This window comes from Endozoicomonas sp. G2_1, from assembly GCF_017744155.1.
Taxonomy (GTDB): domain Bacteria; phylum Pseudomonadota; class Gammaproteobacteria; order Enterobacterales; family Alteromonadaceae; genus JAGHQT01.
The window spans coordinates 292235-319094 of record NZ_JAGHQT010000001.1 but is presented as its reverse complement, the minus strand read 5'-3'; the positions used below and the strand labels follow the sequence as shown (position 1 = coordinate 319094).

At 38.7% G+C, this 26860-nt stretch carries 26 protein-coding genes; 15 read left to right on the top strand and 11 right to left on the bottom strand.

Features of this window, described 5'->3' with window-relative positions:
* Positions 1 to 27 precede the first annotated feature (27 nt).
* Positions 28 to 693: an SDR family oxidoreductase gene (locus tag J7384_RS01425; protein WP_209110474.1), complete on the top strand. Its 666-nt coding sequence runs from the start codon at positions 28 to 30 to the stop codon at positions 691 to 693.
* 37 nt (positions 694 to 730) lie between these two features.
* Positions 731 to 1102: an MGMT family protein gene (locus J7384_RS01420; protein ID WP_209110472.1), complete on the top strand. Its 372-nt coding sequence runs from the start codon at positions 731 to 733 to the stop codon at positions 1100 to 1102.
* A gap of 83 nt (positions 1103 to 1185) precedes the next feature.
* On the opposite strand, the gene lipA is transcribed toward J7384_RS01420, so the two are convergent.
* From lipA to ribE, 7 genes are all read right to left on the bottom strand, one after another.
* Positions 1186 to 2154 (bottom strand): lipoyl synthase, encoded by a 969-nt coding sequence (gene lipA / locus J7384_RS01415; protein ID WP_209110466.1) that lies wholly within the window; start codon positions 2152 to 2154, stop codon positions 1186 to 1188.
* A complete protein-coding gene (gene lipB, locus J7384_RS01410) occupies positions 2144 to 2788 on the bottom strand; it encodes a lipoyl(octanoyl) transferase LipB (protein ID WP_348523834.1) in 645 nt (214 codons plus the stop codon). Before lipB ends, lipA begins: the two co-directional genes overlap by 11 nt.
* Before the next feature lie 468 nt (positions 2789 to 3256).
* Entirely contained in the window at positions 3257 to 3520 is a 264-nt protein-coding gene (gene ybeD / locus J7384_RS01405; protein WP_209110464.1) for a DUF493 family protein YbeD, read from the bottom strand.
* Positions 3521 to 3639: 119 nt separating this feature from the next.
* Positions 3640 to 4095, bottom strand: a complete 456-nt coding sequence (locus tag J7384_RS01400) for a phosphatidylglycerophosphatase A (protein ID WP_209110462.1) — start codon at positions 4093 to 4095, stop codon at positions 3640 to 3642.
* 43 nt (positions 4096 to 4138) lie between these two features.
* Complete coding sequence (thiL, locus tag J7384_RS01395) at positions 4139 to 5107, bottom strand: thiamine-phosphate kinase (RefSeq protein ID WP_209110461.1); 969 nt, start codon at positions 5105 to 5107, stop codon at positions 4139 to 4141.
* Positions 5108 to 5130: 23 nt separating this feature from the next.
* A complete protein-coding gene (gene nusB / locus J7384_RS01390; RefSeq protein WP_209110459.1) occupies positions 5131 to 5544 on the bottom strand; it encodes a transcription antitermination factor NusB in 414 nt (137 codons plus the stop codon).
* 15 nt (positions 5545 to 5559) lie between these two features.
* A complete protein-coding gene (gene ribE, locus J7384_RS01385; protein WP_209111264.1) occupies positions 5560 to 6030 on the bottom strand; it encodes a 6,7-dimethyl-8-ribityllumazine synthase in 471 nt (156 codons plus the stop codon).
* A 128-nt stretch (positions 6031 to 6158) separates the two neighbouring features.
* On the opposite strand from ribE, the gene J7384_RS01380 reads away from it, so the two are divergent.
* Positions 6159 to 6467 carry a DUF6170 family protein gene (locus J7384_RS01380; RefSeq protein WP_209110457.1) on the top strand — a complete coding sequence of 103 codons (309 nt, stop codon included), beginning with the start codon at positions 6159 to 6161 and terminating at the stop codon, positions 6465 to 6467.
* 101 nt (positions 6468 to 6568) lie between these two features.
* Here the strand turns inward: J7384_RS01380 and serA are convergent, their stop codons facing one another.
* From serA to J7384_RS01360, 4 genes are all read right to left on the bottom strand, one after another.
* The gene (serA, locus tag J7384_RS01375) at positions 6569 to 7798 is read right to left on the bottom strand and encodes a phosphoglycerate dehydrogenase (protein WP_209110455.1); all 1230 of its coding nucleotides are present in this window, start codon (positions 7796 to 7798) and stop codon (positions 6569 to 6571) included.
* Between the two features lie 166 nt (positions 7799 to 7964).
* Positions 7965 to 8624: a ribose-5-phosphate isomerase RpiA gene (gene rpiA, locus J7384_RS01370; protein WP_209110453.1), complete on the bottom strand. Its 660-nt coding sequence runs from the start codon at positions 8622 to 8624 to the stop codon at positions 7965 to 7967.
* A 140-nt stretch (positions 8625 to 8764) separates the two neighbouring features.
* Entirely contained in the window at positions 8765 to 9394 is a 630-nt protein-coding gene (locus J7384_RS01365) for a 5-formyltetrahydrofolate cyclo-ligase (RefSeq protein ID WP_209110452.1), read from the bottom strand.
* Between the two features lie 116 nt (positions 9395 to 9510).
* Complete coding sequence (locus J7384_RS01360; protein WP_209110450.1) at positions 9511 to 10998, bottom strand: peptide MFS transporter; 1488 nt, start codon at positions 10996 to 10998, stop codon at positions 9511 to 9513.
* A gap of 302 nt (positions 10999 to 11300) precedes the next feature.
* Here J7384_RS01360 and J7384_RS01355 point away from each other — a divergent pair, with 302 nt between their 5' ends.
* From J7384_RS01355 to J7384_RS01300, 12 genes are all read left to right on the top strand, one after another.
* On the top strand, positions 11301 to 14003 hold the full coding sequence (locus tag J7384_RS01355) for an SLBB domain-containing protein (protein ID WP_209110449.1): 2703 nt from the start codon (positions 11301 to 11303) through the stop codon (positions 14001 to 14003).
* A gap of 195 nt (positions 14004 to 14198) precedes the next feature.
* Positions 14199 to 15203, top strand: a complete 1005-nt coding sequence (locus J7384_RS01350; RefSeq protein WP_209110447.1) for a Wzz/FepE/Etk N-terminal domain-containing protein — start codon at positions 14199 to 14201, stop codon at positions 15201 to 15203.
* Positions 15204 to 15223: 20 nt separating this feature from the next.
* Complete coding sequence (gene wecA, locus J7384_RS01345) at positions 15224 to 16270, top strand: UDP-N-acetylglucosamine--undecaprenyl-phosphate N-acetylglucosaminephosphotransferase (RefSeq protein WP_209110445.1); 1047 nt, start codon at positions 15224 to 15226, stop codon at positions 16268 to 16270.
* Between the two features lie 9 nt (positions 16271 to 16279).
* Positions 16280 to 17356 (top strand): dTDP-glucose 4,6-dehydratase, encoded by a 1077-nt coding sequence (gene rfbB, locus J7384_RS01340; RefSeq protein ID WP_247741563.1) that lies wholly within the window; start codon positions 16280 to 16282, stop codon positions 17354 to 17356.
* Position 17357: 1 nt separating this feature from the next.
* Complete coding sequence (gene rfbA / locus J7384_RS01335; RefSeq protein ID WP_209110444.1) at positions 17358 to 18224, top strand: glucose-1-phosphate thymidylyltransferase RfbA; 867 nt, start codon at positions 17358 to 17360, stop codon at positions 18222 to 18224.
* Positions 18217 to 18924: a GNAT family N-acetyltransferase gene (locus J7384_RS01330; protein ID WP_209110442.1), complete on the top strand. Its 708-nt coding sequence runs from the start codon at positions 18217 to 18219 to the stop codon at positions 18922 to 18924. Before rfbA ends, J7384_RS01330 begins: the two co-directional genes overlap by 8 nt.
* The gene (gene rffA, locus J7384_RS01325; RefSeq protein WP_209110435.1) at positions 18925 to 20055 is read left to right on the top strand and encodes a dTDP-4-amino-4,6-dideoxygalactose transaminase; all 1131 of its coding nucleotides are present in this window, start codon (positions 18925 to 18927) and stop codon (positions 20053 to 20055) included.
* Complete coding sequence (locus J7384_RS01320) at positions 20045 to 21460, top strand: polysaccharide biosynthesis C-terminal domain-containing protein (RefSeq protein ID WP_209110433.1); 1416 nt, start codon at positions 20045 to 20047, stop codon at positions 21458 to 21460. Before rffA ends, J7384_RS01320 begins: the two co-directional genes overlap by 11 nt.
* A complete protein-coding gene (locus J7384_RS01315; RefSeq protein WP_209110431.1) occupies positions 21444 to 22715 on the top strand; it encodes a glycosyltransferase in 1272 nt (423 codons plus the stop codon). Before J7384_RS01320 ends, J7384_RS01315 begins: the two co-directional genes overlap by 17 nt.
* A 5-nt stretch (positions 22716 to 22720) precedes the next feature.
* Positions 22721 to 23803, top strand: coding sequence for a hypothetical protein (locus J7384_RS01310; RefSeq protein ID WP_209110429.1), 1083 nt, complete (start codon positions 22721 to 22723; stop codon positions 23801 to 23803).
* Positions 23803 to 25716, top strand: a complete 1914-nt coding sequence (gene asnB, locus J7384_RS01305) for an asparagine synthase (glutamine-hydrolyzing) (protein WP_209110427.1) — start codon at positions 23803 to 23805, stop codon at positions 25714 to 25716. Before J7384_RS01310 ends, asnB begins: the two co-directional genes overlap by 1 nt.
* Positions 25717 to 25730: 14 nt before the next feature.
* Positions 25731 to 26849 carry a glycosyltransferase family 4 protein gene (locus J7384_RS01300; RefSeq protein WP_209110425.1) on the top strand — a complete coding sequence of 373 codons (1119 nt, stop codon included), beginning with the start codon at positions 25731 to 25733 and terminating at the stop codon, positions 26847 to 26849.
* Positions 26850 to 26860: the final 11 nt, after the last annotated feature.

Here is a 26860-nt window from a genome sequence, read left to right as displayed (position 1 = left end):
TAAACCGTCGACAATAGGATATTGGTGATGACTAAAAACGTATTAATTACTGGCGCCAATCGCGGTATTGGCTTGGCAATGGCGACCGAGTTTAGCCAACTGGGTTACTGTGTTTATGGCGTTTGTCGACAAAGCTCAGAAGCGTTAGATGCGCTAGGTACTAAGGTTATTAGCAATATTGACGTTGCCGATAGCGAAGCTGTTGAACGCTTGGCGAGTGAACTCAGCGGTGTCGCACTCGATATAGTGGTTTGTAATGCCGGCATTTTACGTGATGAAAGTCTTGGCGACCTTAACCTTGCAACTATTCGTCAGCAATTTGAAGTTAATGCCTTAGCGCCATTGGCCATTGTTGATGCTTTACATACGAATTTAATCAGCGGTGCTAAGGTTGCCATGATTACCTCTCGAATGGGCTCTATTGCCGATAATGGCTCAGGTGGTCGTTATGGCTACCGAATGTCAAAAGCAGCCCTCAATGCCGCAGCAATGTCTTTATCAAAAGACTTAGCGGCTCGAGACATCGCCGTTGGTATTTACCACCCGGGTTATGTTCAAACGGATATGGTCAGGGGCAATGGTGATATTTCGGCGACCGAAGCAGGTCAACGCTTAGTTCAGCTCATTGAGCAGTTATCGATGAGCGAGACCGGCGTTTTTAAGCATTCGAACGGCCAAGTGCTGCCTTGGTAGCCAAAGTAAATCCAACGGCTGACTAACGTAGAACGGTATGAGCGAACAAGCCGAAACACCTATAGCGAGCCATCGTCGAATTTGGCAAACGGTTCAGGCTATCCCCGCTGGTAAAGTGGCGAGCTATGGTCAAATTGCTGACTTGGCTGGACTGCCCGGGCGCGCTCGTTTAGTTGGCAAAGCACTTGGACAAGTGCCAAAACAAGGCTGGCGTGGTCAAGCTGTACCTTGGTATCGAGTGATTAACTCACAAGGTAAAATTTCGTTTGCCGTTGGCACTGAGCAATTTGAGCGACAAAAAGGTTTATTGCAAGATGAGCAAGTAGTCGTTATCGGTGCCAGAATCAAACTTAGCGAATTTCAATGGCAGCCCGATTTGGCTGAATTACTGTATCAGTTAGAATTTTAGCCAGTTAAAATTGTAGCGGTTTCAGTTGAAGATAAAAAAGAGCGCAGTTAGCGCTCTTTTTTATTGCTCGATGTTGCCGTGAGTTATTTTACTTCTTCACCGGCAGCTTGCTTATCCGCGTGGTAGCTTGAACGAACTAATGGACCACAAGCGGCGTGAGCAAAGCCCATTTTCATCGCTTCACGATGGAACATATCGAACTCGTCAGGGTGCACGTAGCGCTCTACCGGCAGGTGGTGCTTACTTGGCTGTAAGTATTGGCCAATAGTTAGCATAGTGACGCCGTGAGCGCGCAGGTCACGCATTACTTCGAGGATTTCTTCGTTAGTTTCACCCAAACCAACCATTAGGCCTGATTTAGTTGGCACGTTTGGATTCGCTTCGCCAAATTTTTTCAATAGGTCTAATGACCACTGGTAGTTAGCACCAGGGCGTGCTTTGGTATACAAGCGCGGTGCCGTTTCCATATTGTGGTTAAAGACGTGAGGCGGGTGCTGATTGAGTATCTCGAGCGCTCTGTCCATGCGGCCGCGAAAATCTGGCACTAAGATTTCCACTTTCGTATTGGGTGCATGCTCAGCAATTTCAGTAATACAATCAGCGAATTGTTGAGCGCCACCATCGCGCAAATCGTCGCGGTCAACTGAGGTGATGACCACGTATTTTAGCGCCATGTCTTTTAAGGTCAGCGCCAATTTTTTAGGCTCATCGCTATCAGGCTTGAGTGGGCGACCGTGGCCGACGTCACAGAATGGGCAGCGACGAGTACAAATATCGCCGAGGATCATAAAGGTCGCAGTGCCGTGGTTGAAACACTCAGACAAGTTTGGGCATGAAGCCTCTTCGCAAACTGAGTGCAAATTGTGCTTGCGCAGCGCCGCTTTAATGCCGTCGATACGCTCTGAGCTGCGCGGCAATTTAATTCTTAACCAATCAGGTTTGCGCAACATAGTTTCGCGCTCAGAGGTCACCACTTTAATGGGGATGTGCGCCATTTTTTCAGCGTCACGCAATTTAGTGCCAGGGGCAATACGCGATGATTTAACTGTCATATTTACTGTCCAATCCTGTTTGATATTCTAGCTCGCTGATCTTGAGTAAATCAGCAAAATGCTTCACTAAGCTTGTACTTGCTTGTTCTGTTGTTTTCGGGCCGTTGATATTACTGGTTTGAATGATTTCTAAGTCGCTGTAACCACACGGGTTGATGCGAAGAAACGGCGATAAGTCCATATCGACATTAAGCGCTAAACCGTGAAACGAGCAGCCTTTTCTGATTCTCAAGCCCAGTGATGCGACTTTTTTACCATCGACGTATACGCCCGGTGCATCAGCGCGAGGGTAGGCATCAATACCATACTCTTTTAAGCTGGCGACAATACCGTTTTCAATCAAGGTAACTAATTCTCTAACACCGATCTTACGGCGTCTTAAGTTAATCATGAAATAAATCACTTGTTGGCCTGGGCCGTGGTAAGTGACTTGACCACCGCGATCAACCTTCACTACGGGAATGTCACCGGGGTTAAGCAAGTGCTCTTCTTTACCTGCTTGCCCTTGGGTGAATACCGCAGGGTGTTCAACTAGCCAGAGTTCATCAAGCGTTTCAGCGTCGCGCTGGTCAGTAAAGTTCTGCATAGCGTGCCAGGCTTTGGTGTACTCGAGATCGTTGAGTTGGCGTACGATGAGTTTGTCGTTCAACAAATTTTCTTCCACAAGTATGTCGTTCAAGACTGATGCTCTTTATTTTTAACCAGATAAATCAGTGGGGCCAGATATTTTGTTTAGCAAACATCTGGGCGCTAATACTCGCTCCACGTCAAAGTGCCTGTTTCAGTTGGAATTAAAAACGAATTTAGACAAGGCATTGATTGCAAAGAATGGTTGGTCCCTTGTTAAAATCAATAACGCCGTATAAATCGTTTTTAAACCAACCCTTCGGGCGTTTCGCAGGAACTTACTCTCTGCGTTACAGCTAATTGAAAGGGAATAACCATTCCTGTTAGCTGCGCCTTGATATTAAGCCCCTGCGATAACGCTGAAATCAGGTATCTTGAAATGGAGCGAGTATAGTATAAATCAAAATATCTCGACTATCACCAGAGAGAAAGTAAGGCTTTATCAAGCCTGACGCAATGAGTCGAGCGACTAATACTAGATAATGTATCTAACCTGTTCAATTTTATCTAACGCTTGGTAAATTTGCTCAATGTGCTCTTTACTGGTTACACGCACTGGAATTGACAACGAGTGGTAGTTGCCCTTAGAGCTCGGCTTGATTGTTGGCGAGTAATCACCCGGTGCGAGCTTTTGAATTTCTGCGATAACTAAGTCAGGTAGTTCATCACAAGCGACGCCCATCACTTTGAAGTTAAGGACTGTTGGAAAGTCTAATAATTCATCAAACTTGGTTTTCATAAGGTACCTGTCAGGGTTGTTTAATGGTTTAGTCACTACTGATAAAGTTTAGCAGTGAACAACGCTGTACTAAAAGTTATTACTTTTGTACCGGGTAAACACACCGAATAAAGCGTTTGCTAGAAAATAAAGTACATCACCAGTGCTGCGGCAAAACCGGCCAGAATATCGTCGAGCATAATGCCTAGGCCGCCATGGAGTTTTTTATCGGCGATTGATATTGGCCATGGTTTGGCAATGTCAAATAGGCGAAATAAGGCAAAACCAACAGCTAAGCTCAGCCAAGAAACCGGCGTAAACAGCATGGTAATAAAAAAGCCTGCTATTTCGTCCCAGACAATCGCTGGGTGATCATCAACGCCGACTGCTTTCGCGGTATAGCCGCAAATATAAATGCCAGATAACGAAATTAGCACGGTTAGCACAACCAACATATGGTAAGGCAACAAACTGGCAAATACGAATAATGGCACAGCCGCTAAGGTGCCAAATGTGCCTGGCGCTTTAGGCGCTAAACCACTGCCAAAGCCAAGCGCTAAAAACTGTATTGGGTTAGAAAGCGTGAATGTCGACATCTGTAGCAGGTTCAACTTATTTGTATTGAGTGATTAACACGAACTAGTTAGCTTGACGAAAGTGCTGAAAGCCTTTGTAAGCGATATCAACAACTTGACCGTAGTACGTGGTACTAACATTTGCTGTGGCATTGGTTTGACCGATGCAAGTTACCGGTATTGATAATTGACTCAATGCTGTTTCCATTGCGACTTTGTTGTCATCGGATACCGTAAACAACAACTCGTAGTCGTCGCCACCCGTTAGGGCAACTTCACGTGCCTGTTGGTCACCTAAGTAGTCGATTAGAATCGGCGAAATAGGTAAAGCCTCTTGGACGATATTAGCGCCTAAATTTGAAGCTTGGCAAATATGGCCGAGGTCGGCTAATAAGCCATCTGAAATATCTACAGCAGCGGTTGCGTAGTCTTTTAACAACTGACCCGCGAGTACTTTGGGTTTTGGATAGTTTAAGCGCCCGAGTACTTGCTCTTTAACTAGGTTATCTAGCACCACTTGGCCATTCAAGTGCATCAAGGCAAGCGCAGGTAAGCCAATATCGCCGGTGACGTAGATCCAGTCGCCGACTTTTGCGCCGCTGCGAGGGATATGACGTTCGGCAGGGACAAGACCCTGAGCCGTTACGGTAATGCTCAGCGGACCGCTGGTGGTATCACCGCCAATCAACTGGACATTATAGTATTCACAAAGCTCAAATAGGCCCGCGCAGAATTCGTTCAACCAGGCTTCGTCACCTTGCGGCATAGTCAAAGCTAGTGAAATCCAACTTGGTTCTGCGCCCATTGCTGCTAAGTCAGACAAACTGACCGCTAACGATTTGTGGCCAATAGCTCGCGGCGGTGTTTCATGTGGAAAGTGAACACCGGCAACAAGTGTATCTGTAGTGACGGCAATGTGCATTTTTTCAGGCGCTTGCACCAAAGCACAGTCGTCACCTATGGGCAAAACTACATCTTTGCGGGTGACAACTTGCTCAGTAAAACAGCGCTTGATTAGATCAAACTCGGTCATGTTGTTGATAATTCTATTGCGAGCTATTCAGAACGAATAAGCTTGACGGCTTTGTCTAGGACACCGTTGACAAACTTGTGGCTATCGTCAGCAGCAAATGCTTTAGCTAGCTCAATGGCTTCGTTGATGACGACTTTGTAAGGCACTTCTTGATGGTGGTTCAATTCAAAAATTGCCGTGCGCAAAATCGCTTTTTCAACGTGATCTACGTCTTCAAGCGGACGGTCAACGTGTGGGCTAATCATGTTGTCTAGTTCAGTAATTGAACTGGTGACACCGCGCAGTAAGTTTTGGAAATAGTCGATGTCGAAACGACGTTTGCTATTTTCAGTTAAAAAGTGTGCCTCAACGTCAGCAACGTTGTTTTGGCTAAGTTGCCATGAATAAACCGCTTGCACGGCTAATTCACGGGCTTTTCTTCTAGGAGATGGCTTCACGCTTTATCGCTCCGCTTATAATTGCTCAAGTACGTTAACCATTTCTAACGCACTTAATGCAGCTTCAGCGCCTTTGTTGCCGGCTTTAGTGCCTGCGCGCTCAATGGCTTGTTCTATTGAGTCTGTGGTGATAACACCAAAAGCAACTGGCGTGGTGTATTCCATAGCAACTTGCGCTAAACCTTTGTTACATTCGCCAGCAACAAAATCAAAGTGCGGCGTACCGCCACGAATGACTGCGCCAATGGCGATAATGGCATCGTAGTCACCTTTGGCCGCGATGCGCTTAGCGGCTACTGGCAGTTCATAAGCGCCAGGAACGCGAATAACAGTAATGTCATCGTCACTTACGTTGCCGTGACGTTTAAGGGCATCAATAGCACCTTCTAATAAGCTTTCGACAATAAAGCTGTTAAAGCGAGAGACAACAATTGCAAATTTTTTGCCTGAAGCTACAAATGAACCTTCAATAACTTTCATTAAAATACACTCATGGTTAAAAATTGCGGCAATTCTAGCAAAATAGTGCGGTTAAGTGAAATTAATAAATTGACCTGTTTTCGATTGAGCGCTTGCGGTATGATCTCGGTAAATCAAGCGTGATAAAAACCATTATGAAGTTTTATTTTTCGTCGGCTGATGTCACTCAGCTCGCCTCATTTTCGCCAGTAGAACGCCGACAGATTATTGAGATGGCAGCCAGTAAATTAGCCGCACCAGAAAAGTTACTATTGAACATTATTAAGTTACTGATTTTGATTCCGCCATTTATTATGTTGGCGCGTATCGACAGCTGGTGGTTGTTTTTGCCGTTGGCGCTTTTATTGGTTGGCTACTTTGTGATTGTCAGACCAATTACGCTCTATTTTGTCGTTAAGCACATTGACGAGGCAATTAAGCAATTTAAACGAACTCAAGGTTAACGTTTTAAGTGATTGTGCTTTAACAAGTTAAATTGGGAATTTAAGGTAGGATAGGTTTAGATGAATTTAGGTGAGTCGCTGGCGACCCACCTAAATTAAACTTAGTGCAAGATACGGGCGCGAATAGTGCCGTCAATCTCTTTCAGCGCTTTTAGCGCCAGTTCACTGTTTTCTGTTTCAACATCAATAACAACATAACCAATTTGATCATCAGTTTGTAAGTATTGGGCAGCGATGTTGACATTATTTTCAGCAAAGATTTGGTTGATTTGCGTCAAAATACCCGGTTGGTTACGGTGAATATGCAACAATCGACTAGTGTTAATGTGCTCAGGTAATGACACTTCAGGGAAGTTTACTGCCGACAAGGTTGAGCCGTTGTCAGAGTACTTGGCCAACTTGCTTGCCACTTCTAAACCAATGTTTTCTTGCGCTTCTTTGGTTGAACCACCAATGTGCGGCGTTAAAATAACATTGTCGAAGGCGCGCAATGGTGAGACAAACTCTTCGTCGTTACTTTTTGGCTCAACGGGGAATACGTCAATAGCAGCGCCACCAACTTTACCACTTTCTAACGCTGTCGCTAGGGCGTCGATGTCGACGACGGTGCCGCGAGAGGCGTTAATTAAAATGGCGCCTGGCTTCATGGCGTCGAACTGAGCGCTAGCGATCATATCTTGGGTTTGCTCTGTTTCTGGTACATGTAAACTAACGACATCAGCTTCTTTGAGTAAAGCGTTTAAACTTTTACTTTGGCTCGCGTTGCCTAGTGGTAGTTTAGTTTCAATATCGTAGAACTTAACCTTCATACCGATAGTTTCAGCCAAAATACCCAACTGAGTACCAATATGACCGTAACCAATAATACCTATGGTTTTGCCGCGAGCTTCAACCGAGCCAACCGCTGATTTGTTCCAAACACCGCGGTGTGCTTGCGCATTTTTCGCAGGAATACCGCGAAATAGTAACAGAATTTCACCTAGTACTAGTTCTGCAACAGAACGAGTATTGGAAAACGGTGCGTTAAATACCGGAATACCGCGAATTTGTGCAGCTGGCAATTCAACTTGGTTAGTACCAATACAGAAGCAGCCAATAGCAACTAATTTGTTGGCGTGACTAAGGACTTTTTCGGTTAACTGAGTTCGAGAGCGAATGCCAACAAAATGGGCATCGGCAATTTTCTCAATTAAGTCGGCTTCGGCAAGTGAGGTTTTTAAATACTCTATATTGCTGTAGCCTTTTTCTTGAAAAGCATCAACGGCACTTTGATGAACGCCTTCTAGCAACAAGATTTTAATCTTATCTTTCGCTAATGATTTCTTAGTCATGGTGTCACTTCTTTAATATTTACGTTTAGATGGCTAGATGCCCAACTTAGCATGATGCTGAGTAGAATAAAAGCACTATTTGCTTATGAGTTATTAGCTGCTAGTTATAAGGTAAAATTTGATGTGACTGGCATAACAAATAGCTAGTCACATCATTTCAAGTTATTTAATTTTCAATAACTTGAGCGCCATTTTCTGTACCTAGAATAAGCTTGTCGGCAGCGCGCTCAGCAAACAGGCCATTAGTTACCACGCCAACAATGGCGTTAATTTGGTTTTCTAACTGTTTAGGATCAGTAATGGATAGGTTGTGAACATCTAAAATGACATTGCCGTTATCTGTTACAACGCCTTGACGGTAAACAGGATCACCACCTAACTTCACAAGTTCGCGGGCGACATAGCTGCGCGCCATTGGAATTACCTCAACTGGCAATGGGAAGGTACCTAACAAATCAACTTGTTTTGAGCTGTCGGCAATACAAATAAACTCTTTAGCTACGGCAGCGACAATTTTTTCTCGGGTAAGAGCAGCGCCACCGCCTTTGATCATCGCCATGTGTGGTGTTATTTCATCGGCACCGTCAACGTAAACATCGAGGCTGTCGACGTGGTTGAGATCGAAAACTTCTATGCCGTGTGCTTTTAATCGCTCTGTTGACTGTTCAGAGCTTGAAACAGCGCCTTTGATACTATCTTTCATTGTGGCAAGGGCATCAATAAAGTAGTTAACGGTAGAGCCGGTACCAACACCAACGATAGTGTCTGGTTTGATAAAGTCGAGCGCTTTTTCGCCGGCGGCTTGTTTCATTTGGTCTTGATTCATGGCTTTGCCTAATTGTCTGTAGAGTGGTAAATAGTAAAGTGGCGAAATTATAGCAACAGAGTTCTCGAACTACAGCACAAATTTAACCTATATTTTGGTTGGTTCATTTGAATGAAAAAGCAGCTTGATAAGTAGAATTGCTAGTTACAAATAAAGCGTTGGCTTGGTGTGATAATTTCAGACAGCGGTATATCCCATGACTCTGTTGGTATGCTCTCAACCTGTTGGCAATCATGTGCTAGTCCTATGACTTTGGGGGCTTGAGGTAATTGCTCACAAGCCGCTAATGTTCTGTCGTAGAAGCCTCCGCCCATACCGAGACGATTGCCTTTATCATCAAAAGCAACTAGTGGTGTCAGAATAAGGTCAAGTTCAGGTAAGGGTTTAACGTTTTTAACCTTTAATTTGGGCTCCAGAATACCGTAATGATTGGCTACCATTTCAGTATCTTGGTTATAGCGCAAAAATAGTAGGTGCCCAGGGCAAAACGGATGAATTACCGGTAAGTAAATGTGCTTTTGGTGTTGCAAACACCACTGGATAAAGGCCTGTGTTTGTAACTCACCTTTGTGGCTCAAGTAAATAGCAATATGCTTAGCTTCGGTTACTGCGGAGTGTTGCGACAGCTTTTTAACGAGCTGCTGCTCTGCTTGTTGCTGCTGCAGTGTTGACAGGCTTTCACGGCGTAGCTTGATTTCAGCTCTTAGGCTTTTTCTGTCTATTTGTCGGTTTGATTTATGAGAGGACTCTGACAAATAATTTTGTGGCATAAGCGTTTGCATAGACGTTGTGATACGGATTGTTTGTTTTAATCTTACTGAGTAAATGAGCTTAAAACAAAAATGGTGGCCAAGGCCACCATTTATCAATCAGTTAATATCGAAGCTTATTTGTTGTGATTTTCTGGCATTGCTTCATGAGCGCCAGTCACAGACATTTCTTCTTCAATTTTCTCGTCGAGTGTTTGTGGTTTGCTATCTTCTGCACCGTGCATCCAGTCGACAAGCTTGTCGCTTAGTAACCAAAGTAATAAACCTGCAACGAAAGCCATAATGGCAACACCGCCGAAAGCTGCTAATGGACCCGTTTCACCAACGAGTTTACCAACAAGTGCTGCAAAGTAGTTACCAACACCCGAGAAGAAGAACCACATCCCCATAAGTAATGATGTGTATTTCAGTGGTGCAAGCTTAGTGACCATAGAAAGGCCAATTGGCGATAAGCATAGCTCACCCATGGTATGGAAAAGATAAGCGAGTACTAACCAGATAACATGTGCTTTAGCAGTTTCAGAGTCACCAATTTGTAGCGCAGCCATTACCATAGAGACAAAGCCTAAGCCGAGGAAAAACATCCCCAATGCAAACTTTTTCGGTGAATTGGGCTCGCTATCGCCCATTTTTACCCAAACTGCTGCGAAAACTGGCGCAAGCAAGATAACAAAGATTGGGTTGACTGATTGTAGCCAAGAAGCTGGCATTTCCCAGCCAAAAAACACTAAATCAGTTTTGTACTTGGCAAATAGGTTCATTGAACCAGCGGCTTGTTCGAAGCCCAACCAGAAAATGATGGTAAAGAATGACATGATCAGAATAACTTTAACACGGTCACGCTCTTCAGAGGTTAGTGGTTTGTTAGAAGCCGCTTCATTACCTTTCTTTTGTTTAGCTGACGGCTCAACACCAACATTACCTAAGTACTTGTTTGACAATGCAAGTTGTAAAAGAACGCCGAGTAACATACCAACACCGGCCGTTAAGAAACCGTATTGGTAGTGAATTTTCTCACCGATAGTACCGACAACCATGTAGCCTAGAATAGAGCCTAAGTTGATACCCATGTAGAAAATAGTGAAAGCCGCGTCACGACGTTTGTCGCCATCTTCGTATAAGTCACCAACCATGGTTGAGATATTTGGCTTGAAGAAACCATTACCTAAAATCAAACAGATTAAACCAATCCACAAAAAGGTAACTTCCATACCTTTGATGTATTCGTGTGGTGTGCCTAAAGCAAATTGGCCACACATCATCAACAAACCACCGACGATAATGGCTTTGCGTTGGCCCCATTTATTGTCGGCCATCCAGCCGCCAAGTACTGGTGTTACGTATACGAAGAAGGCGTATATCCCCAAGATGCCAAGTGCGTTTGATTGAAGTGCTTTCGAGTAATCTTGTTCAGCTGTGGCAGAGAGTGGATCAATGTCAAAGTAGGCCATGTCCCAGCCAAAATTGCCAGCAAAGGCCACTAGGTAAAGAACAAAAATGCCACGCATGCCGTAATAGCTCATGCGTTCCCACATTTCTGTACCAAATAGCAGGAAGAGCCCTTTCGGGTGACCAAAAAGTGTCCCCGTGTTAGGTGTATTCATAAATTATCCTTGCGATATTTTTAAAAAATATTCTTGAAATAGTTATTCTGTCGGGGCTTTTATACCTTTGCTTATAACTAAAGGCAAGGGAAATGACGTAAATGGTATAAAATATAGACAACTGTGGTAAAGGTTAATGTTAACTATTTTGTTACATTTTTATGGAAGATAAAAAAGATGCTTTATCCGAGAAAATTATACTGCTACACTTCGTGCCTATTTGCCTGCCTGAGCTGATTTAATGTGCTTAGCAATTGGTAAACCACTATTTTCGCACTTGATTAGGATTGACTTTGCGTAATATGAATACTGTTAGCAATCGACAATGGCTGCGCATCGCAGCTCTATCTCTAAGTTTTTTCTCTTCTTTTTTTCTATATGTTCACGCTGCTCAACCAAGTGCTGCGCAGATAGAGCAATTTAGAAAACTGCCAAGAGCTCAACAACAAGCATTAGCGAAACAGTTTGGTGTTGATATTGATGCCTTGCAAAGTTTACAAGGAGGCAGTTCAAGTCAAGTTCAAAATGAACCACAAGAACTTTACCGTGGTGATGGACAACTAGGTAATCCAGAGCAAGATAACTTTGATTTGCGAATGCCAACTAAAGATATGGAAAACGAACAAGAGTTAAAGCTCTTTGGTTATGATGTTTTCGCAAATGGTCCGTCTTCATTTACCCCAGATTTAACGGTTGCTATTCCAGAAGATTATGTTTTAGGCTCGGGTGACGAATTGTTAATTCAAGGCTTTGGTAAAGAAAGTTTTGATTATCAACTTATTGTTAATAGAGAAGGGCAAGTGATTATTCCTGAGCTTGGTCCTTTTAAAGTGGCTGGTTTGAGCTTTGCAGAAGCAAAAGCATTTTTAAAAGCCAGAATTAAAGAACGCATCATCGGTGTTGAAGCGCTTGTCAGTTTGAGTAATTTGCGCGCTATTCGCGTTTTTGTTTTAGGTGAAGTTAATCAGCCAGGGCCTTATACTGTTAATTCATTGACCAGCATGACACAAGTACTGTTTGCTGCTGGTGGTATTTCTGATATTGGCTCACTGCGTAATGTCCAACTTAAACGCTCCGGTCAGTTGATTCAGTCTTTAGATTTGTATGACCTGTTGATTAAAGGTGACTCTTCTGGTGATGCCCTTTTAAAGGCTGGTGATGTTGTCTTTATTCCGCCGGTAAACAAAAGAGTAACTGTTGATGGTGAGGTTACTCGACCAGCAGTTTACGAATATAGTCACGACGAAGGTTTTGCTGATGTAATTGCTATGGCTGGTGGTATTCTGCCTTCAGGTTTTAAGCAACAAGTTAAAGTTGAGCGCTTTAATCGAGATGATAGTCGCGTTGTTTTAACTTTGAATATGGCGGACGCGCAAGCAGTAAATACTTTCAATGTCGAATCGGGGGATGTGATTCACATCCAAAAGTCAGCAGAGTTATTTACCTCTTCAGTGTCTGTTGTTGGAGCTGCTGTTAGACCTGGTGAGTATCAGTGGTCTGATGGTATAAAAGTGGCAGATATCATCGCTAATATAGATAGTCATTTGCTAGATGATGCTGACTTGAATTACAGTATTATTGTTCGTGAAGTAGATTTAGCGAGAAATATTGAGATTTTGCAGTTTAGCCTTGCTAACGCGATATTATTGCCAGAATCAGAAGATAATCTTGAACTGAAAGTCAATGATAAAATTTTTGTTTTTTCTGATGTTGTGACTAAAGACAAAGAGTTATTAGAACAAAATATCGAAACATCTGTAGCGCAACAAAATGGTACTGTTGCGTCAGCAGAAGAGTTAAAAAACGTCAGACAAAATCTTAACAGCCAGGCATTGCAAGTAAGTAATCAGAGGCTAAACCAGTCGATTAGTGACTTAGCTAATGTTTCAGCTGAAGATGCCGGTGAGAGTAATGCCAGTATGCTAAACGAACACTCTCGACAGCGCTTGTTATTGCCCGTGATCGAAAAGCTAAGGTTACAAGGAGGAAGTGGTTCTCCGATTCAGTTGTTTGAAGTGGAAGGTGAAGTGAAGTTTCCAGGTGTTTACCCGCTCGCAGTGAATGCCGATTTAAAACAAGCGATTGCCGCTGCAGGCGGTATAAATGAAGCAGCATATCTTTCAAATGCTGAAATTACTCGCACCAGTGTTGTTGATGGTGAAGCAAAAAAGTCAATTCTAAGTTTTGATTTAGCTAAAGCATTATCAAATTCAACAGTGAGTCAGCGGCTTTTACAAAGTAAAGATCGCATTCATGTACTAAAAATTCCTGCATGGAGTGAAAATCATGTTATTGAATTGAAAGGAGAGTTTGTCTTTCCAGGTAAATACACTATTCAACGAGGTGAGACGCTTTCTGATGTAATTGAGAGAGCTGGTGGTTTTACTGAGTACGCTTTTATCGAAGGGTCTGTTTTTATTCGTGAAAAACTTAAAGAACTTGAGCGAGAAAATATTGTAAAATTAACGGAGAGCCTAAGGTTAGAAATAGCCTCAAAATCACTTACAGATGAAGACTTTAGTACGTCGTATCCCGAAGTCCAGCAAATCTTAGCAGACCTAACTCGCTTGCAACCGGTCGGTCGTTTAGTCATTGATTTACCTAAGGTGGTCCATGAAAATAGCTATGATATTTTACTGGAAAAGGGTGACGTACTGCACGTGCCTTCTAAGAAGAATTCAGTGAATGTAATAGGCCAAGTGCAAGTTACCTCTTCTCATGTCTATGACGAACAATTAACCGTTGATGATTACGTAAAACTCAGTGGCGGAGCTAAAAATCGTGCTGATGTTGATAAAACTTATATTGTTGCCGCTAATGGCTCTGTTCGCGTATTAAGAGATGACAGCTGGTTTTCTTCAGAGATTAATCATTCATTGAAGCCCGGTGATACGATTGTTGTGCCACTAGATGCTGATCATAAAGATAAAATTAAGCTTTGGGGCACAGTGAGCCAAATTTTGTATAGTTCTGCATTGGCAGTTGCAGCAGTGAATGGATTGTAAATAAAATGTCATGAAAGTGCAGTAAACTAGTTATTTGGCTGATCGTAATAGTTTATTAAATAAATTATTTGATAGACTCGATATGTATAAATTTGTTTGGGTTTGTATCAATAAAGTATTATCACTAGTACTCTTTATAGAGATTGTTATAATGCAAACAAAATTCATCACTAGAATTTTAATAGAATTGAAATAATGGAATCAAAAGATCTTCAACGCCTTCAAGAATTAGAAACATTATTAAGGCTAAACCAGTTTTCTCGATCAAATACTTCAAATGATGAAATTGATTTAAAAGAATTGGTCAATGCCATTTTACAGGGAAAGTGGACAATTATTGTCGTTTCAATACTATTCACCATTGCTTCAATCGCATATGCCTTATCACAACCTAATGTTTACAAAGCATCTGTATTACTTGCTCCTGCTAGTAGCGAAAATGGTGCTGCTGGTCTATCTAAATTAGCAGGACAGTTTGGTGGTTTAGCGAGTTTGGCTGGTATTAATTTAGGTGGTGGTAATACAGATAAAACGTCTTTAGCATTGGAAGTCTTAAAGTCGCGAAAATTTATTGAAGAATTTATATCAGAAAATGATTTGGCTGTGTCGCTTATCGCAGTGGAAAGTTGGGATAGAGTCAATGATAAACCTTTATATAATGATGAACTCTATGACATTGATGCTAAAATATGGACTCGTGACGTTTCATTCCCGAAAACTATTATTCCATCGTCTTGGGAAACATACGAAGCTTTTAGTGAAATATTATCTATTTCACAAGATAAAGATACTGGTATGGTAACTATAACTGTTAGTTATTATTCTCCCAAAGTAGCGAAGCAATGGCTTACTCTTTTGGTTAAACAGCTCAATGAAAAAATGCGTCTACAAGACAGTAGAGAAGCGCAAAATAGTATCGACTTTTTAACGGCTAAATTGGAACAAACGCAATTAGCAGAAATGCAAAATGTTTTTTACCAATTAATTGAAGAACAAATGAAAACTATAATGCTAGCAGAAGTATCTAATGAATACGTACTTAAAACGATTGACCCTGCCAACGTGCCCGATAAAAACGATAAACCAAACCGCGTTTTAATTGTAATTTTAGGTTTAGTTTTTGGTGGTGTATTTTCTGTATTAACTGTATTAATTCGTTATTTTAGCGGTAAATCCTCAGCTAATAGTGAAGATGCTTAGATGCAAAAAGGAATTAGAATATGAATTTATTTATAACACTACTGACTAGTTTTATTTTTGCTTATCTAGCCATTAAAGTTTTTAAGCCAGTAGCTATCAACGTTGGCTTGGTAGATAAACCAAATGAACGCAAACACCATAGTGGGCATATTCCACTGATAGGCGGCATTTCAATATTTATTGCTGTACTTTTTTCTAGCCTTATTTGGTTGCCAAATACAATTGAGCTTCGTATGTATTTGATAGCGTCTGCAATGATGGTTTTTATAGGGGCCATTGATGACAAAAAAGACATAAGTGTTCGTATACGTATTGTTGGTCAAATCATTATTGCCAGCTTAATGATTTATGGTGTTGGTGCTTATATTTCAAATTTAGGTAATTTGTTTACTTTAGGTAATATCAATTTAGGTGTTTTAGGGATATTTTTTACTTATTTTTGTATCATAGTAACAATCAATGCGTTTAATATGATTGATGGTATAGATGGACTTATTGGTAGTTTAAGCATTAACACATTTGTCTCCATTGCTATTCTGTTTTTACTTAGTGGTAATAAAGAGCTTATTAGTTACCCGTTAATTCTTGCTGTCGCGACACTGCCATACCTGATGTTTAATCTTGGCTTGTTCAAGCAAACGTCTCGCAAGATATTTATGGGTGATGCAGGGAGTATGTTTATTGGTCTGAGTGTTATTTGGTTATTAACTATGGGAACTCAAGGTGATAATGTTACCTTTAGGCCTGTTACTGCGCTTTGGATTACTGCTGTTCCATTAATGGATATGCTTGCTATCGTTATGAGAAGAGTTCGAAAGGGGCAAAACCCTTTTAAACCCGATAGAGATCACTTACACCATATCTTTATGAGAGTTGGTTTTAGTGACCGCCAAGCTCTTGCTGCAATTACCGCACTCGCTTCGATATTTTCACTGATAGGTATTTTAGGTGAAGTATATTTGGTTCCCGAATGGCTCATGCTATTTTTATTTTTAGTCTTGTATGGCCTTTATAATTTGCTTATCAAACATATTTGGCAAGTTACTAAGCTAATCAAATCAAATTAGGTTGTTATTTTGAAAATTCTAGTAACTGGTGGGGCTGGCTTTATAGGCTCTGCTGTAGTAAGACATATTTTATTGAATACCGAATATCAGGTTATTAATGTTGATAAATTGACATATGCTGGAAATTTGGAGTCACTTGACGAAGTCTCAAACAATCCTCGATATCATTTTGAGCAGGTTGATATATGTAACAGAAGTAAGCTTTCTAAGCTTTTTGAAGTTCATCAGCCCGATATAGTCATGCATTTGGCTGCAGAAAGCCATGTTGATCGATCAATAGATGGACCTTCTGCTTTTATAGAAACTAATATTATCGGTACATATACATTACTTGAAGTAAGTAAAGAATATTACTTTTCACTTGAAAATAATAAGAAAAACGGTTTTCGTTTTCACCATATTTCAACGGATGAAGTGTATGGTGATCTTGAGTCTTTGGACGATTTCTTTACTGAAGATACTCCTTATGCACCAAGCTCTCCATATTCGGCATCTAAAGCTTCCAGCGATCATTTAGTGAGAGCATGGTCAAGAACATATGGTTTGCCAACAATTGTAACTAACTGCTCTAACAATTATGGTCCATACCATTTTCCCGAAAAGTTAATCCCCCTTGTTATTTTGAATGCGATTGAAGGAAAGCCTTTACCTATATATGGAAACGGCCAGCAAATTCGAGACTGGTTGTTTGTCGAAGATCATGCTCGTGCATTATGTTTAGTGGCACTCGAAGGTCAAGTTGGCGACACCTATAATATTGGTGGTCATAATGAAAAAACAAATCTATGCGTAGTCGAAACAATTTGTGAATTGTTAGAGGAACTAATACCAGATAATCCATTTTCAAAGGCTAGTGGTGCAGACGGCTTTGCTGATTTGATTACTTATGTAGACGATCGACCAGGCCATGATATCCGTTATGCCATTGATGCGAGTAAAATTCAACGGGAACTCGGTTGGGTACCTCAAGAATCCTTTGAATCTGGAATTAGAAAAACAGTGCTTTGGTATTTGAATAATAAAAAGTGGTGGGAACGAGTGCTCGATGGTTCATACGCTAGAGAAAGAATAGGATTAAATAGGTAAGATGAAAGGTATTGTATTAGCTGGCGGCTCAGGAACAAGGCTTTATCCGATAACTCAAGGCATTTCAAAGCAACTTTTGCCGATTTATGATAAGCCAATGATTTATTACCCAATATCGGTTCTAATGTTAGCCGGCATTAGAGATATTTTGGTTATATCGACCCCTCAAGATATCGCAGGATTTAAAAGATTACTCGGTGATGGCTCTAAATTTGGTGTTACATTCTCTTATGAAATACAAGAGTCGCCAGATGGGCTTGCACAGGCATTCACCATTGGAGAAAAATTTATTGGCAATGATTCCGTTTGTTTAGTACTTGGTGATAATGTTTTTTATGGACAAGGTTTTTCACCTAAATTAGTTGATGCAGCCAGCCGTTCAAGTGGTGCGACTGTTTTTGGCTATCAAGTAAAAGACCCTGAGCGTTTTGGGGTTGTTGAGTTTGATAAAAATTATAAAGCACTTTCTATAGAGGAAAAACCAGAACAGCCTAAATCTAATTATGCTGTAACTGGGCTTTATTTTTACGATAATGATGTTGTAGAAATAGCCAAAAATATTAAGCCGTCTTCACGAGGAGAGCTCGAAATCACATGTGTTAATAGAGAATACTTAAATCGAGGTAAATTAAACGTAGAGCTTCTTGGAAGGGGGTTCGCGTGGCTTGATACAGGTACACATGACAGCTTATTAGAAGCTAGCCACTTCGTACAAACCATTGAGAATAGACAAGGGTTAAAAGTCGCATGTTTGGAAGAAATTGCTTGGCGGAAAGGTTGGCTTTCTGAAACAGCTCTCAGACAAGTGGGTCAGTTAATGTCAAAAAATAACTATGGTCAGTATTTAATAAGTCTTTTAAATGATTAAAGAATATCTATCATATAATGAATGGGAATCTAAGTTTTTTGGTTATTCGATTTTCTCACTTAACCCTTGTCAAGTGAATGTTTTAACTAATATTAATACTGCAGACTTCGCTGAAAAATCATTGATAACTTGCAAGGCTGACTCTAACAACTATCTTCTTCTTGATTATTTAAGCGAAAACGATTTTAGCTTGATAGAAGGGGATGTTAGTCTTGAATGCCAGCTTTGTGAAAGTCGGTTACTTCCTGAACTATCTAAAGACAGTTTCGCTACATTATCTGATCTTGATAGGTTGTATTCGATAGTTGATAACTCTTATCCGTTTAGCCGTTTTAGGGAGCCATTTTTTAGTGTTAATGAAAAAAATAGGTTTTATAGAGAGTGGATAAGAAATGCAGTTTTAGGTTGCTTTGATGATTACTGCCTTGTTTTAAGGGATGAGGGAATAGTAATTGGCTTTGTCAGTATAAAAGAGAGGGATAATAAAGCAATTATAGGGTTGGTGGCCGTTGATGAGAATTATAGAGGACAGAAATTAGGTTTGAAATTGATGGACTTGGTGCAGGCCTATGCTAGTAGACATAACTTAACGAGTATTAGCGTTGCAACGCAAATTAGTAATAAACCAGCATTAAGACTTTACTTTAGTTCTGGTTATTCATTATCAAATATATCGTATTGGTTTTACAGGAAAGTTTAAATGATCCCTTTTAATGTCCCTCCCAAAGTAGGCACAGAAATAAATTATATCCAGCAAGCTATCAATTCCGATAAGCTATGCGGAGATGGTACCTTTTCGAAAAAGTGCGAGCGTTGGTTTGAAAACAAGTTTGATACCGCTAAAGCTTTGTTAACACCTTCATGCACAGCTGCGCTTGAGTTAGCTGCTATTTTGATCGATATAAAACCAGGTGACGAAGTCATTATGCCTTCATACACTTTTGTTTCTACCGCTAATGCTTTTGTTTTGCGCGGAGCAAAAATAGTATTTATAGATGTCAGACGAGATACTATGAATATCGATGAAAAGTTAATTGAGGCGGCAATAACAGAAAAAACTAAAGCTATTGTGCCTGTTCATTATGCTGGTGTGTGCTGTGATATGGATACAATTATGTCTATTGCCAATAAACATAATTTGTGGGTCATTGAGGATGCAGCCCAAGCCGTTATGTCTACATATAACTCTAAGGCGGCAGGTACGATTGGTCACATTGGCTGTTTTAGCTTTCATGAAACCAAAAACTATTCATCTGGTGGTGAAGGTGGAGCAATATTAGTGAATGCTCCTGAATTAATAGTTAAAGCTGAGATTATTCGTGAAAAAGGGACTAATAGAAGTCAATTCTTAAATGGCTTAGTTGATAAGTACACATGGCAAAGTGTTGGTTCTAGTTATCTTCCCGGGGAATTACAAGCTGCATATCTATATGCACAGTTAGAACACGCACATGAAATCAATGAATCAAGAATTGAATTGTGGAATACTTATTTTGAGGGGCTTTCAAAGAAATTCCCCATCACTAGTCTACCTTGTATTCCACAACAGTGCTCGCATAATGCTCATATGTTTTATATTAAACTGGCTAGTAGTGCAGAAAGAGCTGAATTTATAACTTTTATGAAGGGTTATGGTGTTACAACACCTTTTCATTATGTGCCCCTTCACTCGTCGCCAGCTGGCCTTATGTATGGGGCTTTTTCTGGGGAGGATGTTTTTACTTCTGCAGAAAGCTCGCGAATTGTTAGGCTTCCACTTTTCTATGGACTTTCAAAAAATGAGCAATGTCAAGTGATAGAGCTAGTATTAAGTTTTTTTGATGGTAAGTAAAGTCATTGCTCTAGGGGTAGGCCCAGTAGTTACAGGTATTGTTGGTGTCATATTGATTCCACTGATGTCATGGGTTTTACCTGTTGAGCTTGTAGCCAAGTATACTCTTTTACAAGCGGCACTAAATTTAAGTGTCGTTTTTTTTAGTTTGGCATTGTATCAGGCTTTTGTTCGTTTCTATTATGATGTTAAAGCCGATGCCCTTCTTCTAAAGGCTGCTTCTCTTCCTAGCTTACTTTTTATTTTATTAGTATACATTAGCTTTTTAGTATTTGATGTTAGGTTTACTGAGCTAATAACAGGTGAATACCTCTGGGGAGCAGAGCTGCTTTTTCTATCAGCTATTTTTATTGCTGTATGTAATGCTTTTTTACTTCATTTATTGAGGATGAATGGCAGTTATCTTTATTACTCAATTACAATGAGTTTGCCTAGTTTATCTTTACTAATAATCCTTTTAGCATACTCGATTTTAGGTGACTTGAGCAGTGTGTTAGTATTGTTTTACATGATTTTTATTGCTCAGTTAATAACTTTTTTTGTTCATTTATTTATTTCTAGAAAGTTACTTGTTCAATACTTTTCCTGTATGTTTGATATTGTTCTGGTAAAACGCTTACTCACTTTTAGCGCTCCATTAGTATTCAGTAGTGTCGCTTATTGGGGGTTGACAAGTATTGATCGTTTTTATGTCAATAAAATGAGTAATGAAATTGAGTTGGCATTGTTGGGGGTATCTGTTTCTATTGCAAGTGCAGTAAATGTACTGACATCCATATTTTCAAATATTTGGCACCCATATATTTATAGTTTAGAGACACTTCCGAGAAGAAAGATTAAATTTTTCGTCAATCTAATTTGTTTTACTATCATTTTAATCTGGTCATTAGTGTCGTGCTTTTCTTTTATTGTTGGCTATATATTACCAGTTGAATATAACGAAGTATCGAGTTTACTTTTATTGTGTATCGCTTCTCCATTATTGTACCTTGTATCTGAAGCAACGGGTGTAGGCATAGGTTATTATAAAAAAACTATTTATAATATGGTCGCTGCTGTTTTAGCTTTAATGCTCAATATAGCTTTGAATTATCTATTTGTACCTAAATTAGGCGCCGAGGGGGCAGCAATAGCTACAGCTATATCATTTTTTTTATTTTTTATCTTAAAAACAGAGCTCTCATTAAAGGCTGGTTTTCCTATTTACAGGTTTAAAATATATCTACTTGTTTTGTTGTGTTTAAGTAATGCTATTACTGTTAATTACTTTAATTATTCGGCTGTTTTAGTTTCACTTTTATATTCTCTAGTATTAGTTCTTTTAGTGTTTATCTACCGTAAAGAACTTTGGTTAATTTGTTTAAAAATAAGAAAAGTTGGTTTTAAGAATGTTATTTATTTATAGAGCACTTACCATGGGGGGAATAGAGACCTTATTTTTGAGGTTAGCTAAAGACAGATATAGAGAAGGTAAAGTAACAAAAATTTTACTGCTATCTAAACCTAATAAAAGCGACTTAGAATTACTAACTGATATAAAGCTTTATGCCGAAGTTTATTTTGCCAAAGATATTTTTACTTTAAGTGTGCTATCTAATGTGCTTCCATTATTGTTGCCAATAAAACAAGAGGCAGTAAGAGGTTTACTTGAAAATGTTAAGCAAATACATGTAAGTAGCGGACATAATGCTTTACTTGCATATAAATTAATAAATGAAACAAATATAAAAAATACATATATAACGGTAGGCTTTTATCACTCAAGAGAGTTTCCTAACTATCGTACATCTAATTTGCCATTTTATGAAAAGGTAAATAGTCATTTTGTTTTGAATTTCTTACCTAAAGAAAATCTATTAACTTTTAGTTCTTCTATTGTTGAATTATATCAAAAAAAATTCACTATAGACTTGGCCGAAGCTAAAACTTTTAGGATAGGTGTAATAGATACAACCTCTTTGCTCTATAAACAATACAAAGATAGCACTTCAGATAGGCAAATCAAATTATGCTCAATAGGAAGGCTTGTTAATTTTAAAACATATAATTTATGGATGATTGATGTTGTTTATAAGTTAAGAAATAGCGGTCTAAACATTACTTATGATATTTATGGAACAGGTCCATTATATGACTCTATGCAGTTAAAAATAAAACAATATAATTTAGAAAGATACGTTAGGTTGTTGGGTGGCATAGAGTACAAAGAAATTCAGAGCGAATTGACAAAATACGATCTTTTTATTGGCAGTGGTACTGCTATTATAGAAGCTTCTGCTGTTGGAGTTTGTTCAATTATCGGTTTAGAATCTATAAAAAAACCGCAAACCTACGGTTACTTTTGTGATTTCGCTGACATTGACTATAACATCATAGATAAAAGTATAGAACTTCAATCAGTCGAAAATATAATCAAAGAGTTTTCAGCTTTAACCAACGAACAACGAGCTTCGTTGTCTAAAAAACACATAGATGTGACAGCAAATATTTTCTCTATTCAAGCTTGCTCTAAGGCATTTGAAACGGGGGTGTACAAGAGTATAGCTTTAAAAAGCTTTGAATACTCCCCTGTTCGTTATGTTATGAGCTTTTTGTTTAATAAGCTTTTATCTAGTCTCAGTAAAGAGCACTACGTAAATAATAAATACAAAATAAACTAATATATATGCTGTCAATTAATCGCGCTTGGTTTATTTTTATATTATTGAAAATAGTCTATATGTTATTGGCTATTTTTGTATATTCAAAATTTACTCAGCTAGGGGATACCTACACTTATTTAGCAGGTGGGCAAGAGTTTAGCCTTGAGACATTTTTTCATTCGACAAAGCTTATGGTATTTGTTGCGGGAAATTTAAGCTACATTTTAGGGGGGGTGTTAGCTAATTTGCCATTCTTAATTTTAGCCGTTTACGGTGTATATTTACCGATTAAAAAATTAAACTTAAGTCAGCAACAACTTATTGTACTCCTGTTTTTTTTATCTTTCCCTAGTTATTCAATATGGACTTCTATAGCCTCTAAAGAAGCGGTTACAGTATTTTTTCTGGGAGGCTTGCTAAGCTGTTTCATCGATTACTCCAGAAGCAACAAAGTAGTTAATAAATTTCTTTTGGTGTTGTGTTTATATCTTGCCGTAGTATTTAAACCTCAATATATATTAGTAATAGCTTTTATTTTTCAATTTGTATTTATTTGTAGGGCTTTTAGGTTTGAGCCTCTTGGAAAAACGGTATATTTTGCTCTTAATGTATTGTTAGTTTTTTTTATTCTTTATTTTTTTAAAGATAAGATAAACGAATTGTCATTTATTTTACCTCTTCATTTTGATTCAGATGGTGGTAGTACTAGAGTTAATGATATTTGGGTTAGGGATTATGACTTTTTCTATAACGCACCGTATGGTATGTTCGTTGCCTTTTATGGGCCTACATTAGTTGAAGCTATATCCAAACCAGCACACTTCTTAGTATGGTTTGAAAGTGCCATTATTCTCCTGTTTTTTATTTATTTTATGATAAAAATTATGTGCCAATTTTTTGTTAATAAAAAAATAAATATATATAAAGTGAGTTTATTTTTAATAGTGTTTATAGGCTTTCTATTCGTTCATTACCCTTTTGGTGCCTTGAATTATGGTTCTGCTATTCGGTATCGGGAAGGTTTTTATCCATTCCTTGTGATTTGGTTATTTTATCTATCGTTTTGTCGTTCTAATTATATAAAAGTATTTCGAGGTCGTAGTTGATGTGTGGGATTGTTGGAGTTTATAACAAGCTAAAGAGTGAGGAAGATCTAACTCCGTTGTTAGCAGAAATTAATCATCGAGGACCAGATGATTCTGGTGTTTGGAACGACGATTTAGTCAATCTTCATTTGGGACATGCTAGATTGGCGATTGTTGATTTGTCGTCTGCAGGTCATCAACCTATGTATTCGCGTCTCAAACGCTATGTTATGGTGTTTAATGGCGAGATATATAACCATAAGACATTGCGAGCAGAAATCAATAAAGAAATATTAATTGATTGGCAAGGACACTCTGATACAGAAACCCTACTTGCTGCAATAGAACTGTGGGGAATAGAAGAAACATTACAAAAAGTAACGGGAATGTTTGCTATTGCTTTATGGGATATTGAAAAGAAGCTTTTACATTTAGTCCGTGATCGATTGGGTGAAAAACCTTTATATTTTGGTTGGCAAAAAGATTCATTTTTATTTTCATCTGAACTAAAAGCTTTAAAAAAGCACCCGAGCTTTCAAGGTAATATAAATAGAAAAGCAATTGCCCTTTATTTTAAATACAATTATGTTCCAACGCCTTATTCTATTTATGAAGGAATACATAAGTTGAAGCCAGGGTACATAGTTACTTTAGACATAAGAACTTGCAAATTAGTAGAAAAACAATATTGGTCTTTAAAACATACGGCAACAAACTTTAACCGTAGCCAGTTGTCTAGTACTGATTATATTTCTGAGCTTAACTCTTTGTTAACTCATTCTATAGAGCAGCAAATGATGGCTGATGTGCCACTAGGAGCTTTTTTATCTGGAGGTATTGATTCAACGACAGTTGTTTCAATTATGCAATATTTATCAAATAGGCCTATAAAAACATTTACTATGGGATTTGATGATAAAGACTTTAATGAAGCTGAGCATGCAAAGGCAGTCGCTAATCACTTAAAAACAGAACATTATGAATTTTATGTAAAAGGGAAAGATGCCCTAGGTGTTATTCCTCGTTTACCAGAAATCTATGATGAACCTTTTGCTGATTCTTCTCAAATCCCGACATATTTGGTTTCTAAATTGGCTAAAGAACACGTAACGGTTTCTCTTTCTGGAGATGCCGGAGATGAATTATTTTCAGGCTATAATAGATATACAATAACCCACGATTTATGGGGTAAATTAAATAAACTACCGAGAGGTATGAGAAATATCATAGGCTCTGGCTTAACTAAAGTTTCTCCAGATAGCTGGGATAATATTGCTAATCTCATAAAGCTAGATCGTAAGTTTCCTAATTTAGGTCATAAAGTACACAAAGGTGCGAGGGTTCTCGGAGCTGGGAGCTTTTCAGATCTATACTTAAATATAGTGTCAAACTGGGAAGAGCCTTTATTACTAGTTAAAGGGGTTGATGTTTTACCTGATTTAAATATATCTGAATCTAATATTGATAGTTTAACAGATATTGAAAAAATGATGTTATGGGATGGAGAGTCTTATTTAGTAGATGATATTTTAGTTAAGTTAGATAGAGCTACTATGGCTGTTTCTCTGGAATCGAGAGTTCCATTTTTAAATCACAATGTTGTTGAGTTTGCATGGAAAATCCCCCAAAAATATAAGATTAACGAAGGTCAATCTAAATGGATACTTCGGCAAGTATTATACAAATATGTACCTAAAGAACTTATAGAAAGACCCAAAAAGGGGTTCTCTTTACCTTTAGCAAAATGGCTACGTAACGAGTTGAAAGACTGGGCTTATAGCCTAATAGAGCCACGAAAACTGTTAGCTCAAGGCTTTTTGCATGAACCTGTAATAACAAATAAATGGCTTGAACACCAAACAGGTAAGAGAGATTGGTCTATTCAATTGTGGAGTGTTTTGATGTTTCAAGCTTGGTTAGAAGATAATTTATAGTATAGAGAACATTAATGAAAATTATTATTTCAGCAAACACAAGTTGGTATCTATATAATTTTAGATTGAACACTATCAAGGAATTAATTCGTGATGGACATAGTGTTATCGCAATAGCTCCGAAAGATGAATATAGTGAGAAACTATCTGCTGTAGGTTGTTCATGGTTAAATATTAAAATAGATCAATCAGGAACTAATCCTTTTTATGACTGTTACTCTTTTGTAGGATTTCTTTTGCTATACAAAAGATTAAAGCCTGATGTAGTTTTAAATTTTACACCTAAAAATAATATTTACAGTACCTTAGCTGCGTCTCTTTTTAATATTAAATGTATAAATAATATAGCTGGTCTAGGAAAACTTTTTTCTGAGTCTTCAGTACCATCACTTATCGCTCGGCTACTATATAAATTTACACAAAAAAAAGCTTCTAAAGTTTTTTTTCAAAATGAAGAAGATCGTCAGTTGTTTCTTGATCAAAATATAGTTCAATTTGAGAAAACTGAAAGACTTTTTGGTTCTGGTATTGACCTTGATAGGTTTTCATTTTCGAATAGAAAATTTGATGGTAATGTAAAGTTTTTACTTGTAGCTCGATTATTGAAACAAAAAGGTATCTATGAATATGCGTATGCAGCTAGAGAGCTTAAGAGAAAATATGGTGATTTGGTTGAATTTCAGCTGCTAGGTTTTTTAGAAGACGAAAAGCCTGATGCAGTTAATCGTAAGGATTTAGACCATTGGATCAAAGATGGAGTGATAAATTTTTTAGGAAAAAGTGACCGTGTAGAAGACAAGATAGCTTCTGTTGATTGTATGGTTTTGCCATCATTTTACAGAGAGGGTGTACCTAAATCTTTGTTAGAAGGGTTAGCATCTGGAAAGCCGATTATAACAACGAATAATGTAGGTTGTAAGGAAACAGTGATAGATGGTGTAAATGGATTTTTATGCACGCCAAAAGATGGCGACAGTTTATTAAGTAAGATTGACTTGTTTATTCAGTTAAGTATAGAACAAAAGAAATCTTTTGCATTAGAAAGTCGAAAGCTTGCAGAGTCTAAGTTTGATGAAAAAATAGTAATAGCGAAATATTTAAAAGCAATTGACGAAGCTGTTAACAGAGTATAAGGAGTGTTTAT